Annotated in this window: 10 protein-coding genes; 7 read left to right on the top strand and 3 right to left on the bottom strand. The window is 64.3% G+C overall.

Going from position 1 to position 13,681, the window contains the following annotated elements; translation table 11 throughout:
• Positions 1–21 precede the first annotated feature (21 nt).
• Together NKJ37_RS28810 and NKJ37_RS28805 are read right to left on the bottom strand one after the other, a co-directional pair.
• Complete coding sequence (locus NKJ37_RS28810) at positions 22–1,368, bottom strand: O-antigen ligase family protein (RefSeq protein ID WP_352776060.1); 1,347 nt, start codon at positions 1,366–1,368, stop codon at positions 22–24.
• Positions 1,337–2,335, bottom strand: coding sequence for a glycosyltransferase family 2 protein (locus tag NKJ37_RS28805; protein ID WP_352776059.1), 999 nt, complete (start codon positions 2,333–2,335; stop codon positions 1,337–1,339). The genes NKJ37_RS28810 and NKJ37_RS28805 overlap by 32 nt, the downstream gene beginning before the upstream one ends.
• A 172-nt stretch (positions 2,336–2,507) precedes the next feature.
• Here NKJ37_RS28805 and NKJ37_RS28800 point away from each other — a divergent pair, with 172 nt between their 5' ends.
• The 3 genes from NKJ37_RS28800 to NKJ37_RS28790 are packed head-to-tail and all read left to right on the top strand — an operon-like array spanning position 2,508 to position 5,391.
• Complete coding sequence (locus NKJ37_RS28800; protein WP_352582330.1) at positions 2,508–3,680, top strand: glycosyltransferase family 4 protein; 1,173 nt, start codon at positions 2,508–2,510, stop codon at positions 3,678–3,680.
• Positions 3,677–4,471 (top strand): WecB/TagA/CpsF family glycosyltransferase, encoded by a 795-nt coding sequence (locus tag NKJ37_RS28795; protein WP_127328764.1) that lies wholly within the window; start codon positions 3,677–3,679, stop codon positions 4,469–4,471. The genes NKJ37_RS28800 and NKJ37_RS28795 overlap by 4 nt, the downstream gene beginning before the upstream one ends.
• The gene (locus NKJ37_RS28790; protein ID WP_352776056.1) at positions 4,468–5,391 is read left to right on the top strand and encodes a DUF6492 family protein; all 924 of its coding nucleotides are present in this window, start codon (positions 4,468–4,470) and stop codon (positions 5,389–5,391) included. Before NKJ37_RS28795 ends, NKJ37_RS28790 begins: the two co-directional genes overlap by 4 nt.
• Here the strand turns inward: NKJ37_RS28790 and NKJ37_RS28785 are convergent.
• The gene (locus NKJ37_RS28785; RefSeq protein ID WP_127272343.1) at positions 5,388–6,683 is read right to left on the bottom strand and encodes a lipopolysaccharide biosynthesis protein; all 1,296 of its coding nucleotides are present in this window, start codon (positions 6,681–6,683) and stop codon (positions 5,388–5,390) included. The genes NKJ37_RS28790 and NKJ37_RS28785 overlap by 4 nt on opposite strands.
• Positions 6,684–6,881: 198 nt before the next feature.
• Here NKJ37_RS28785 and NKJ37_RS28780 point away from each other — a divergent pair, with 198 nt between their 5' ends.
• From NKJ37_RS28780 to NKJ37_RS28765, 4 genes are all read left to right on the top strand, one after another.
• Entirely contained in the window at positions 6,882–9,422 is a 2,541-nt protein-coding gene (locus NKJ37_RS28780) for a Wzz/FepE/Etk N-terminal domain-containing protein (protein WP_292336224.1), read from the top strand.
• Positions 9,423–9,602: 180 nt separating this feature from the next.
• On the top strand, positions 9,603–10,502 hold the full coding sequence (folD, locus tag NKJ37_RS28775) for a bifunctional methylenetetrahydrofolate dehydrogenase/methenyltetrahydrofolate cyclohydrolase FolD (protein ID WP_127269251.1): 900 nt from the start codon (positions 9,603–9,605) through the stop codon (positions 10,500–10,502).
• A 20-nt stretch (positions 10,503–10,522) separates the two neighbouring features.
• On the top strand, positions 10,523–11,521 hold the full coding sequence (locus NKJ37_RS28770) for a GlxA family transcriptional regulator (RefSeq protein ID WP_032908654.1): 999 nt from the start codon (positions 10,523–10,525) through the stop codon (positions 11,519–11,521).
• A gap of 373 nt (positions 11,522–11,894) precedes the next feature.
• Complete coding sequence (locus NKJ37_RS28765; RefSeq protein ID WP_352632560.1) at positions 11,895–13,559, top strand: vWA domain-containing protein; 1,665 nt, start codon at positions 11,895–11,897, stop codon at positions 13,557–13,559.
• Positions 13,560–13,681 lie beyond the last annotated feature (122 nt).

The following is a 13,681-nucleotide window of genomic DNA, read 5'->3' as shown; positions in this document are numbered from 1 at the left end:
GCTTCCCCGGGGAAGCCCCCGTCAGGAGGAACGGAAAGATCGCGAGCCGCGATCGGGATCGCGCACTGCCATCGGCCGCAGCGAGACTTGCCTGAGGCCAAATACGCCGAGCACGAAGAACAGCCAGACCGGGTCGCCGCGATGGAAGAAGAAGCTTTCGAGAAAAGCGTTCAGCGCCGTGAACAGCACCACCATCATGAAGAAGTCACCGAGAAAAATGTTTTCCCTGCGCAACGGAATGCGCATGTAGTCGCGCAGCGGCGCGATGAGGAAAGTGTAGACCGCCACGCAGAGTGCCGGAATGCCCATCAGCACGGCGATGTCGAGGTAGCCGTCATGGCCGTGCACGATGGTCCGGATGTCCCACGGCCGGTCGAAGGGCTGGTCCTGGTTGAGCAGCAAGGGCGTGCCCCAGAAGCTCTCATAGCCGTAACCGGTCCATGGCTTCTTCGCGAGCATGCTGCCGGCGAACTCCCACAGCGTCGTGCGGCCCGTATAGGTCATGTCCGGGAAATAGATCGCCGCGAGATGTTTTATCGGCGGCAGGAATACGATGCCCAGCGTGCCGACCGCTGTCGCGACGATCGCCAGCGCAAACAGGATCGGCGTGCCGAGCCGCATGCCGATCAGGCTCGGGAACATGACGATCAGGATCGAGAACGGCACCAGGCCGGCTGTCGTCTTGGAGCCGGTGTGCAGCATGAAGATCATCGCAGCGAAGAAGATCCCGGCACCCCAGTAGCGCTGTCCGCGCCGGTAGAGATAGAGGCCCGCGAAGCTGAGGCAGGCCATGATCGGCCCGGCGATGTTCTTGTGGGTGAACACGCCGCGCCACAGGCCGGCATGCTCAGGCTCCTGCGAGTCGGCGGTGTGCATCGCCTCGTGCGGAAAAACGATGAGCCCGAGATAGGAAAGGCCCATGACCACGACGGCGGTGAAGATGATCACCTTCGAGAAGGCTTCGGCGTCGCGAGGCAGCACCAGGATCGTCGCCATCGTCAGGATGCCGATCAGGGTGAAGGAGGCGGCGCGCATGGCCGAAGGCGGATCGGTCGACAGGATCACCGAGAGGAAAAAGAAGCCCAGCATCAGCATCCAGGACGGGCTGAGCAGCGAGCGCACCACACGCGGATCGGCAAAGGCCATCAGCGAGAAGATCGACATGGCGCCGAGCGAACCGAAGCCAAGCTGGTTGACGATGTCGCCGCCTTGACCGGCGAGTTCTGCGCCGCCCGGCTGGAACGGCCGGAAGGACACCATGATGACGGTGAACAGCAGCGCGGCAATGGCGGTCGCCACGCCTTCGCGCGTGAACGCGGCGCTGAGCGGCGCGCGCTCAGTTTTTCTCAGGCTGGCGATATTGCTCATTGGCATATCCGAATTCGGCCAGCACGCGGCCCAGCGCCACATGGACAGGGTAGATGGCGATATCAGGCGATCCGGTCCGCGCCAGCCGGATCAGGCCGCGAAGCGGCGAGGCGGCAAGCAGTGCCAGGCTCTTCAGCAACACCTTGGCGCCGGCCAGCGGTGTGCCGGCGCGCTTCTTTTTTTCGACCAGTGTCGAGATCACGCCATTGCGCAGGCTGCGGGCACGGATCCAGTCGGCTTCGATACGCCGGGCCGGGACGGTTTCATGCACCTTGGCCTCGGCGCACCAGCCCAGCACAAAGCCCTTTTGCGCCGACCGGCTGAGAAAATCGGAATCGCCGCCGCCCATGAAGTTGAATCTGAGATCGAGAAAGGGTGGACCCATGGCGATCAGCACGTTGCGCCCGACCAGAAGATTGCCGGACGAATAGAGCGCCGGCACCCGCTTTGTCTCCCGGTAGGGCGGCGCGAACACCGGATGCTCGGCCCATCGCGCATGGGCGGGGTCGGCAAACACGGGCACCTGCGGGCCGCCGACAATATCGGCGCCCAGCGTTTCGGCAGCCCGGCACATCCGTTCCAGCCACTGCGGATCGGCGATCTCGTCATCGTCGATGACCAGCAGATGCCTGAAGTTCGGGAATTGCAGGATCGCCGTCTGCCAGCCGGCATTGTAGGCGCTGCAATTGCCGCGCTCATGCGCGATGATCACCAGGCCCGGCATCTCGCCGCGCTCGAACAGCGGCAGCGCTGCCTTGGCGCCGGCCCGCGCCTCGGCTTCGTTCTCCATGACGATCACGGCAAAGCGCCTGCCGGTTTGCTGCGCGCGCAGCGACGCCAGCGTTTCCAGCACCTGCTCGGGACGCTTGAAGGTCGGCAAGGTGACGACGGCTTCGACGGCCTCGACGTCAAGCCGCGGCGTGCGTCCCGCGACCGATACCGAACCGTCCGATGGCAAAGGGATCATCCGTGTCCAGCCACATGGTGAGTTGGGCTCTGGTAGCACCACGGTTGATAAGGTTTCGTTAATCACCTTGCACGGAGAACGCCTGCAAGCAGAGGCTTTCGGCCGTCGAATGTGCTCGCTTAATCAAGGGTTCACCGCGCTTTGCTACCGGCTACACCACTGGATAGGTGAGATGCATCTACTGTTCGCCACATCGATCGTGCCCGACGGTGCTCTCGCCTCGGGCTACGAGATCGCAAACGCTGCGATCATCGCCGCCCTGCGGCGCGCTGGCGTGCGCGTAACCGTCATTGGTTTCACCTGGCCGGGGAAACCCGCGGCCGACCCCGAAAACACCGTGGTGCTGGGTGCCATCGACGTGCGCACGGACAATGCCTCCGCGCGGCAGAAGCTGGCCTGGGTCGGCAAGGCGCTGCTTTCGGGCCTCACCTTCGCCTCGGTCAAGCTGCGCGCCGTGTCCGACAGCGATGTTCTCGCTGCCATCGAGCAAGCTGGACCGGTTGACGGCTACGTGCTGAATTCCGTGCAGTTCGCCGGCGCCTTCGAAAAGCTGTTCACCGAGCGGCCTTCGATCTTCGTTGCCCACAATGTCGAGTATCTTTCGGCGCGGGAGAACGCCGCTGCCGCCGGCAGCCTCTTCCAGCGCCTGCTGTTTCGCCGCGAGGCAAGGCTGCTCAAGGCCGTCGAAGAGCGTCTCTGCCGCCGGGCGCGCTTCGTCTTCACCCTGGCCGAGGAAGACCGCGCCGCACTAGGTGTCGCCTCCGACAACCGCTCGGCGGTGCTGCCGCTGGTGACCGGTGCCCAGGCGCCAACCCTGAAAGGCCCTCGCCGCATCGACTGCGACGCCGCCCTGATCGGCACCTGGACCTGGCAGCCGAACCGCATCGGCCTCGACTGGTTCCTGAGCAACGTCGTGCCGCATCTGCGGCCCGATTTCCGCATCCGCATCGCAGGCCACATGCCTTCGGGCGTCGCCTCGAAGCATCCGGGTGTCGAACTTGTCGGCCGCGTGCCCGACGCGCAGGCTTTCGTGCGCGGTGCTGCCGTCATTCCGCTGATCAGCACCGCGGGCAGCGGCGTCCAGTTGAAGACCATCGAAACGTTCGAACTCGGCCTGCCTTCGGTCGCCACCAGCCGTTCGCTACGCGGCATCGACCACCGTCCGGCCAACTGCGTCGTCACCGACGATCCCGTCGCCTTCGCCAAGGCTCTCGAGGCTGCGGCGGCCGACATCCGCGACGTCGACGGCAGCGCGTTCCGGGGCTCGCAGGTCAAGGCGCTCGACGCTGCCATCCGGCTCGGCCTCGAAAAGCTTGAGCCTGTCAGGCAGGAGGCGTTTGCATGAACATGCATTCCGCCCGCGCCGCGTTCGGGCTCGACAAGCTGAAGACGATCCTTGGCATCCCGGTGGTTGCGGTCCGCTGGAACGATGCCATCGCCCTGCTGAACCGGTTGATTGCCGAGCGGCGCTTCACCAAGGTCAGTTTCCTCAACGCCCACAACGCCAACATCGCCTATACCGACCCGGTGTTCGCCGGGGCACTCGATGATTTCCTCATCCTGCCCGACGGCATCGGTATCGATCTGGCGGCGAGACTCCTCTACGGGGCGCCGTTTCCCGACAATCTCAACGGTACCGATTTCGTCCCGGCCTTCCTGCAGGCCTCGACGACGCCGCTGACCGTTGGGCTGCTCGGCGCGACGCGTGTCAATGCCGAAGCGGCTTCGGTCAAGCTGGCCGCCTTGGCGGTGCAGCACAAATTCGTGGTGATCCATGACGGCTATTTCCCCGCTTCGCAGGAGCAGGAAATCGTCGACCGGATCGCCGCGCTTCGGCCCGACGTGCTGCTCGTCGCCATGGGCGTGCCGCGCCAGGAATTGTGGATCGAACGCCACATCGACGCGCGCCACTGCACGCTGCCGATCGCCGTCGGCGCGTTGCTTGATTTCCTGAGCGGCGCGGTGCCCCGCGCGCCCTTGTGGATGCGCCGGCTGCGGCTCGAATGGCTGTTCCGGTTGGCTGTCGAACCGAGCCGCCTGTGGCGCCGTTATGTGGTCGGCAACCCACTGTTCCTGCTGCGCGTCGTCAGGCAGAAATTCTCGCTTGCGCCCGAAGCCGCGGAGGATGTCAAGTGAACAGCAGGTTCGTGCCAGGCACCGCTGTCGAGCCAGGCCCGCTGCGGCAGACACCGACGGCGGCCATCGTGACGGCAAGCTACGCGCCCGACTTCGAGCGCTGCCGCCTGCTGTGCGAGACACTTGATCGCCACGTTTCGGGCGCGGCGCACCATTACATCTTGGTCGAACATCGCGACGTCAGGCTGTTTCGCCAATTGGAAACCGGCCGCCGCACGGTCGTCGACGAGCGTGAATTGCTGCCGCGCTGGCTGCACGCCTTCGACGATCCGCTCAGCCTGTTTCGCCGGCGCGTCTGGCTCAGCCTGAAGACCCAGCCGCTGCGTGGCTGGCACGTGCAGCAATTGCGTCGCATCGCCATCTCGGCGCATGCCGGGGAAGACGTGCTCATCTTCTGCGATTCCGACGTCGCCTTCCTGAAACCTTTCGACTGCGGCGCCTTCTGGCGCGACGGCAAGGTGCGCCTGTTCCGCCGCGACGGTGTGCTGGCGGACGAAGGTCATGAGGAGCATCGCATCTGGTCGCGCAATGCGGGCTCGGCACTCGGCATCGACCCGTCCCGGACGTCGATCCACGACTATATCTCGACGCTGATCGCGTGGCGGCGCGACACCGTGCTGGCCATGTGCGGCGAGATCGAGAAGGTCCATGGCCGCGACTGGGTCGAGGTCGTCGGCTCGGCGCGCAAATTCTCCGAATGCATGATCTACGGCCGCTATGTCGACGATTTGCTACAGGGTGCCGGCCACTTCCACGGTTCGGAGGAGTTCTGCCGGGTGCACTGGACCGGCGAGGCGCTGTCGGACGACGAGTTCCGCCGCTTCGTTGCCGCCATGGCGCCGGAGCAGGTGGCGATCGGCATGCAATCCTTCATCGGCACCGATATCGGCCGCATCCGCCGTTTGATCGGGCTGGATTAGATGGGCTTTGCCGGTTTACGCATCGCCGAATAGGTGAGCAGCGTCGAGGCGAGATACAAAAGCAGGAAGACGACATTGAGCGACAGCACCAGGTTCGGCGTGTCGAGGATGGTCGTCAGCACATAGGTCAAAAGCAGCGCCTTCAGTGCGGCGAGCAGACCGAGATTGAGCGCCCGCACCAGCGTCTGGCCGCGCGCGAACAAAAGCTCGGCCTGATATTCGACCAGATTGCGCAAGCCAGGCACGCAGATCGCCAGCACGACCAGCGGCGCGGCCTCGGCGACATTCTTGCCGAGCGCATTGGGGAAGAAATGCAGCACGATGCCAAGCGTCAGCAGCGCTGCCGTGGAGACCGCGAACACACCGCCTTCGATGCCGCTCTTGACCGCCAGCCGCGACAAAAGTTCGGGCGCGCGCATCATGCGCTGCACCAGCATCATCGAGAAGGTGCGGATCGGAATGGCGGTCAGGTCTACCAGCCGCATAATGATGGCGTAGATGCCAGCCAGATGCGGGCCGCCGATCGCCAGCACCAGCAGCTTGTCGAACTCCATCTGCAGGTAGAACAGCACTTCGGCGCCGGCCACGTAGACAGAATCGGCCAATCGCCTGAGATAGAGCTCGATGCGCAGCCGCAACCGCTGGCGGGGGTAGAAGAAGCCGAAGGCAATCAGCAGCGAGGCGGCATTGGCGCCGATATAGAACCACGACCATATCCAGACGCTGTGATGCGCAGAGAACATGAACAGCACCGCGCCAAGCGCCCGCAACGCGGTCGCCAGGATAGCCAGCAGCGCGGCGCGGCCGAACTTGCCCAGCCCGTTGTTGACGATCAGCGCCACCTCGACCGGCCGCCACAGCAGCGCTTCGGCAAAGACGATTGCCGCAAACACCGACAGCGGCACGGTGTCGGCGAAGAAAAGCAGATAGACGCCGAACGAGGCCGCGGCCAGCAGCGGCAGCGACAGCACGCCGAGCAGCAGGAAGCCGGCGGAGAAGGTGCCGATCAGATTGGGGCGGATGGTGGCGGTGCGGTAGAGCGCCGAGATGAACCCGAAGGCGAGGATGCGCGACAGCATGACACCGGCCGCCGAAGCGGTGGCGAACATGCCGAATTCGGAAATGGACAGCGTGTTGGCCAGCGCGATGAAATAGGCCAGCGAAAACACCAGTCGCCCGCCGGCGCCGCTGATCGCCGAGAAATAGTCGCGAAGCAGCCCCCGTCGTTCGGCCAAAAAGCTGCCGATCCGGGCGAGGGGCCGCCTTTGCGGTATGTCACTGGCCTGCGTCATGTCTCAAGGAGAGCCTAGGCGGGAAAACTTAACGTGCCGTTCTGGAGGCTGAGCCTGTGTCGAAAATAGATGCAACCGAAGCGAGAAACCGACGCTTCGGTGCGGGAAAATTAACCTTTTGTTTTCCATGCCTGTTTAGCGTGGCTTAACGAATGGCCAAGCGCCGTTTGCAGGTCGCCAAAGGTAAAGTTCCAGACGATGGTCGACAGGGAAAACCGCGAGGACTGGAAGCGCGAGCGCTCATTGCTGGCGCTTGGCCAGGCTGTGCGCGGCGACGAACCCGACGCGTCCCTGGTCTCGATAGGCGACCGGGCAGACCCGTCATGGCGCGAGGATGCCGCCACGCGTCATCGCCTCGCCCGTTCGCAGCGCGAGGCGCGCAACCCGAAACTGTCGGATCCGGCCGCGACCGACGGGGATCATGAGCAAGCTTACCGCGCGCAAACCACGCCACGGACACAGTCTGGTGCCGCCGAAACCGCTGGCGCCCGTCGCGCCGATCGTGCATCGGAACCTTACGCTGCAGGCGACGCGTCGTTACCCCGAAACGACGGCACGGACAGTCAGCAGTGGAAGCCGCTGATCGATCCGATGCAGGTCGTGCGTGGTGTCGGCAAGTCGAAGCTGCTGATCGTGACGACGACACTACTGGGCGCTGCGCTCGGCGTCACCATCGCGCTGTCGACGCCGAAGAAATATGAAGCCACCACCGAACTGATCGTCGACCCGCGCGACCTGAAGCTCACCGACCGCGATCTCACCCAGTCGGTCGTCGCTTCCGACGCCACGCTGGCCATCGTCGAGAACCAGGTTCGGGTGCTGACCTCAGGCACCGTTCTCAACAAGGTCGTCGACAAGCTCAATCTGGTCAACGACCCCGAATTCAATGGGCAAGGCGGCGGCGGCCTCAGCGTCATGTCGCTCATCCGCTCCGTCCTGTCCCGCAATGACGGGCCGGGGGGTGTCGACGACAGCCGCCGCCGCGCGCTTGCTGTCGGCAATCTGGCCGAGAGCCTTTCGGTCGAGCGCGGCGGCAAGACCTTCGTCATCACCGTCAGCGCCACCACGCAGAATGGCGAGAAATCGGCCCTCATCGCCAACACGATGACGGATGTCTTCCTGCAGACCTTCGGCCAGATACAGTCGGACACGGCAGGCCGCGCCACCGACGAACTGACGGCCAGGCTTGACGAGTTGCGCAAAGGGGTCGAGGCGGCCGAGCGCAAGGTCGAGGATTTCAGGGCTACCCATGATCTCGTCGATGCGCAGGGCCACCTCATCAGCGACGACGAAATGCTGAAACTCAACGAGCAGCTGTCGGTTGCCCGCGCCCGCACGCTGGAGCTCAACGCCCGGGCCGCTTCGGCGCGGTCGGTCGACGTCAATTCGGTTCTCACCGGTACCTTGCCGGAGGAGATCAACTCCAACTCGATGAGCGATCTGCGTTCGCAATATGCATCGCTCAAGCAGGAGGCTGACCGCGCCGCCATTCGGTTCGGCCCGCGTCATCCCGAACTCCAGGCGCTCAATGCCCAGATTGCCGGCGCACGCGACCGCATCGCCTCGGAGCTGCGCCGCATCGGCTCGTCGCTGCAGGTCGACCTCAAGCGCGCGGTCCAGCTCGAACAGGATCTTGCCTCTCGCCTGGCGCAGCTGAAGGTCCGCAGCGGCGACGTCAACAGCGACCTGGTGTCGATGCGCGAACTGGAGCGCGAGGCGACCGCCAAGCGTTCGGTCTACGAACAGTATCTGCTGCGAGCCAAGGAGACCGGCGAGCAGAAGGACATCAACACAGCCAACATCAATGTGATCTCGAAGGCCTTCGCGCCGCTCGAGCCGAACGGGCCGTCGCGGGTCGTGGTCGCGCTCGCCGGCCTGTTGCTGGGTTTCGCCTCCGGCATTGGCCTCGGAGCCATGCGTGGCGCCTATGAGAGCCTGCGTGACACTGCCAATTCGCGCTCGCGTCGCGACCATGGCACGGACGAACACCGGACGCCTTACGAAGACAAGGCATATCGGTCAGCGCCGCCGCCGGCGCCGCCACAACCACCAGCGCCGCAGCCATCGACACCCCCGCCTGCATCACCACCGCCTGGCGCGCCATCGCCTGTCCAGCAAGCCGAGGTCTCGCCGGCCGAAGGTTCCGGCCGGATCGGTGCCTTGCTGTCGAGGCTGCACAAGTCCGTCTCACGCAGGCCGTCCCGGGAGGAGCCGTTCGATACCGTTGAATGGGCCTCTGCCGAAAACGCGAAGCCGATGCAGGATCCGCAATACTCCGCTTACCCCCAGTCGGCGCCGGCCTTCGAGCCTCGGCAGGCGGCCGCGGCAGCATACCCGTCGCGGCCTTTCCAGCCCGGCGGCCATCCGCAGCAGACGGCGCAGCCGCCACTGCCGCCTCCCATGGTGCAGCAGCGGCCATATTCCGGGCCGCAGCTCTATCCCTACGCGCAGCCATTGGGCTACGCACAGCCGCCGGCCTATCCCTATCCGCAATCGATGCCGGCCGCCAATGCCGGGCTGCAGCCCGATCCGGCTCAGCCTGCTTCCGAGTCCTATCCACAGCCGTCCCTCCCGCAGCAGCAGGCGCCTCAGCCTCATCAGCGATCGGCGGAGCCGTCGCGGGCCGCGGAGGATGCCGAGCAGCAAGCGCCAATCGAGGAAATCCGCGCCAGCCTGCGCGAATTCCGCGAAGCGGTTCGCGAACTGACCGAGAGCCGCGTGCGGCGTCGCTACTTCTGAGCCACAAAAATCTGCGCTGTGCCGTACAAAAACATGCCGGTTTCGCGTAAACGGCATGGGACGGCGCTTTGGCGGGATTGCATGTTGGAATTTTCGTGAAAATGCCACGCTGTGAAAGATCGAAAAGCGCGGCGCTTCCGCAAGCGACGCGCTTGGGCATTCTGGTGTTGAGGGTAGTCCATGGCCGAAGTGATTGATGGCAAGAGCGTTGCCGGCGACGTTGTGGGGTCGGTCAAGACCCTGACGGCTGAGCTTGTCGCCAAGGGCCAGGCCAAGCCGGGTCTTGCCGTGGTTATCGTCGGCGAGGACCCGGCCAGCCAGGTCTATGTCGCGTCCAAGTCGCGCACCGCCAAGGAATGCGGCTTTCATTCCGTCCAGCACACGCTGCCGGCCGAAACCTCGGAACCGGCGTTGCTGAAGATCATCGGCGATCTCAACGCCGATCCGGCCATCAACGGCATCCTCGTGCAGCTTCCGCTGCCGGCCCATATCGACGCCGGCAAGATCATCCAGACCATCGCGCCGGAAAAGGATGTCGACGGCTTCCATTTCATCAATGTCGGCAAGCTCGGCACCGGTGAACTCGAGACAGCCTTCGTGCCTTGCACGCCGGCCGGCTCTATGCTTCTGATCGAGCGGGTGCGCGGCAAGGATCTGTCCGGCCTCAACGCCGTCGTCGTCGGCCGCTCCAACATCGTCGGCAAGCCGATGGCCAACCTGCTGCTTGCCGCCAACTGCACCGTCACCATCGCCCACAGCCGCACCAGGGATCTGCCCGCCTTGGCCCGCACCGCCGACATTCTTGTCGCGGCCGTCGGCAGGCCGGAGATGATCAGGGGTGATTGGGTCAAGCCAGGCGCCACCGTCATCGATGTCGGCATCAACCGCATTCCGGCGCCGGAAAAGGGCGAGGGCAAGTCCCGTCTCGTCGGCGATGTCGCCTATGCCGAAGCGGCCAAGGCCGCCGGCGCCATCACGCCGGTGCCTGGCGGTGTCGGGCCTATGACCATTGCCATGCTGATGGCCAATACGTTAGCCTCGGCCTACCTTGCGGCCGGATTGAAACGGCCGTCCTTCTGACCCGCCAGAAAGCCGCAGCTTTGCCGAACCCCAGTGTTCCCTCAGAACGGCCGGTCATCGCGGACCCCGTTCAAGGTGGCCGGCAGTTCGCATTCCTGCTGGTCGACAAGTTCTCCATGTTCTCGCTGGCTGCCGCGATCGATACGTTCCGGTCGGCGAACCGGTTGCTCGGCCGTGACTTCTACGGCTGGACGACGGTGTCGGCCGATGGCGATCCGGTGATGGCTTCCAACGGCCTGCCGCTCAAGATCGACTATGCCGTTGCCGACCTGCCGCCGGTCGATATCCTGTTCGTCTCGGTTGGGCTGACGACGGAATTCCCCGGCAAGAGCAAGGTGCTGGCGGCTTTGCGAAGCTGGGGCCGGCGCGGCAATGCGCTGGGTGCCCTGTCGGTCGGCTCCTATCTGCTGGCCGAGGCCGGCCAGCTCGAAGGCTATCGCTGCACCATCCATTGGGAAAACCGTGCCGGCTTCGTCGAACGCTTCCCCGACATCAACTGCACCGGCAACGTCTTCGAGATCGATCGCAAGCGCTACACCTGTGCCGGCGGCACCACTTCGATCGACCTGATGCTGGAGATCGTGCGCGGCGATTTCGGCTCGAACCTCGCCAATGGCGTCGCCAACCAGTTCCAGCACGAACGCATCCGCTCGGCCGGCGACCGTCAGCGCGTCGGGCCGGAACGCGACCTGACCGGCAAGTCGGAGAAGCTTAGGCGTATCGTCGAACTGATGGCCGACCACCTCGACGAGCCGCTGTCGGCGGTACAGCTGGCCAAATCCGCCGGCCTTTCGGTGCGCCAGGTCGAGCGCCTGTTCCTGCGCCATCTCAGCGTCACGCCCGGCCGTTATTACATGCGGTTGCGGCTGGAGCGGGCGCGCGAACTGCTGCGCCAGACCAACATGCCGATCCTCGACGTGGCGATCGCGACCGGCTTCACCTCGCATTCCTACTTCGCCCAGAGCTACCGGCTGCAATTCGGCAGGCCGCCCTCGGAAGAGCGCCGCACGACCTATTGAATTCCGCTTCCGCTGAAAAGTTCGGCATTCGGCCCGGCGCATCGGGCCAGGGCAGCGACTTCGGGTTAACGGGTTCCTTCGGTGCCTTCGCCGCGTAGGCTGACGGTGCATCAAACGAAAAACCCGCCTGTGCGGCGGGTCACTTGGCGCAAATCAGCACCATGGGCGAAAATGTATCATAGCTGAGGGCATAGAGTCAAGAAAAAATTCCTATCGCAAAAACTGCCGGCACTGCCGGCACCACCGAACTGGCTGTCGTCAGGTCCTTGTCAAGCTGGGTTCGGAGCCCTACGCACCGGGCGCCGGGACTTGTGTCCCGGCGCCGCGTCAAATAGCTTGCCGCCCGGATCAGGGGTGGATTTAGGAGATTTCGATGGCGGGACTTGCACGGAGTGTCGCGGCGGCGGTCCTCCTTTTGTCGATGACGACGTTCGGCTTCGCCGCAAACAAGGTCATCATCATTCTCGATGCGTCCGGCTCGATGTGGGCGCAGATCGACGGCAAGCCCAAGCTCGAAATCGCCCGCGAGTCGCTTCGAACCGTGCTTCAATCGGTCCCCACCGACGACGAGATCGGCTTCATGGCCTATGGCCATCGTGAAAAGGGCAGCTGCGACGACATCCAGCTGATCGTGCCGCCTCAGGCAGGTTCGGGCAGCGCCATTTCGGCCGCCGCCGACAGCCTGAAATTCCTCGGCAAGACGCCGCTGACGGCGGCGGTCAAACAGGCGGCCGAGGCGCTGAAATACACCGAGGACAAGGCGACCGTCGTGCTCATCACCGACGGGCTCGAAACATGCGGCGGCGACCCCTGCGCGCTTGGCAAGGAGCTCGAGGCATCCGGCGTCGACTTCACCGCCGATGTCGTCGGCTTCGGCCTCACCGCCGACGAGGGCAAGCAGATCGCCTGCCTCGCCGACAACACCGGCGGCAAATACATCCAGGCCTCCGACGAGAAGGCGCTGCAGGAGGCGCTTGCCGAGACCGTGGCGGCGCCGGTGCCGGAACCGGCACCCGCTCCGGCACCGGAGCCAGCGCCCGCACCGGAGCCGGCCAAACCGGACTTCAATTTCCAGCCGATAGCAGTGCTTGCCGAGGGCGGCGATCCCGTCACCGACGGCAACGCCTGGGAAATCTACAAGGCGAAACCCGACGGTACGCGCGGCGACTACGTCAGCACCGAATACGGCGCCTACAAGGCCAATCTGGAACCGGGCGACTATATCGTCGTGGCCAGTGACGGCCAGGCGAAGACCGAGCAGAAGGTCAAGATCGAGGCAGGCCAGGTCTACAAGCCGCTTTTCAACTTGAATGCCGGCACGCTGATCATCCACCCGCGACCGAACGCGGGGGCGGATGTCGTCGATGGCGCGGCTGTCGTCATCGATTATCCGGGTGCAGACATGCCCGCGACCTTTTATGGGACGACGAAAGCCGTGTTGCCGGCCGGCGACCAGAAGGTGACTGTCACGATCGGGCAGGGCGTGGCTACCGATACGATCCCGCTGGCTGCCGGCAAGACCGTGGAAAAGGACATGATTGCCGGTGTCGGCCATGTCGTTGCCAATGCTTACTATGCTGCCGGCGGCGACAAGGCGGACGGTTCAGGCATCGGCTTCAAGGTGCTCAAGGCAAAAAAGAAGATCGATGGAACCAGGGACGAGGTGACCTATGCCTACGGACCCGACAGCAAATTCGATCTGCCACCCGATGACTATGTGTTGATTGCGACGGTTGATCTCGCCGTCGTCGAGCAGCCGTTCACTGTCAAGGTGGGCGAATTTCAGGATCTGAAGGTCGCAATGAATGCCGGCGTGCTGGCGATCACCGCGCCCGGAGCCTCGAAGATCGAGATTTTCGAGGCCAAGAAGGACATCAACGGCAACCGCAAGTCGCTTGGCTATGCATTCGACCAGAAGTATCAGGCAGCGATCCCTGCGGGCGACTACGCCGTCGTCTCGGAGAAATCCGACAACAGTTCCAAAGAAGGCAACGTGACGGTCAAGGCCGGCGAGCGAGCCGAGCTAACCGTGCAATAGAATCGTATGCACAACCGCAAGAGGGCGGCCATGTGCCTAATGCAGTTCACTTAGGCACCTTCAGTGTTCTGACAGGATATTTGGCTGGTAGCTTTTTGACGACACGGGGGCATGATCGCCCC

Source organism: Mesorhizobium sp. M0140 (genome assembly GCF_040322475.1).
GTDB lineage: Bacteria > Pseudomonadota > Alphaproteobacteria > Rhizobiales > Rhizobiaceae > Mesorhizobium.
The sequence above is the reverse complement of the archived record's forward strand: the minus strand, read 5'-3'. Positions and strand labels throughout refer to the sequence as shown.

What these genes read in the sequence shown, in the direction of transcription:
- NKJ37_RS28810 (WP_352776060.1), bottom strand. Translation starts at nt 1,368, where the DNA reads ATGAGCAATATCGCCAGCCTGAGAAAAACTGAGCGCGCGCCGCTCAGC.
- NKJ37_RS28805 (WP_352776059.1), bottom strand. Translation starts at nt 2,335, where the DNA reads ATGATCCCTTTGCCATCGGACGGTTCGGTATCGGTCGCGGGACGCACG.
- NKJ37_RS28800 (WP_352582330.1), top strand. Translation starts at nt 2,508, where the DNA reads ATGCATCTACTGTTCGCCACATCGATCGTGCCCGACGGTGCTCTCGCC.
- NKJ37_RS28795 (WP_127328764.1), top strand. Translation starts at nt 3,677, where the DNA reads ATGAACATGCATTCCGCCCGCGCCGCGTTCGGGCTCGACAAGCTGAAG.
- NKJ37_RS28785 (WP_127272343.1), bottom strand. Translation starts at nt 6,683, where the DNA reads ATGACGCAGGCCAGTGACATACCGCAAAGGCGGCCCCTCGCCCGGATC.
- NKJ37_RS28780 (WP_292336224.1), top strand. Translation starts at nt 6,882, where the DNA reads ATGGTCGACAGGGAAAACCGCGAGGACTGGAAGCGCGAGCGCTCATTG.
- folD (WP_127269251.1), top strand. Translation starts at nt 9,603, where the DNA reads ATGGCCGAAGTGATTGATGGCAAGAGCGTTGCCGGCGACGTTGTGGGG.
- NKJ37_RS28765 (WP_352632560.1), top strand. Translation starts at nt 11,895, where the DNA reads ATGGCGGGACTTGCACGGAGTGTCGCGGCGGCGGTCCTCCTTTTGTCG.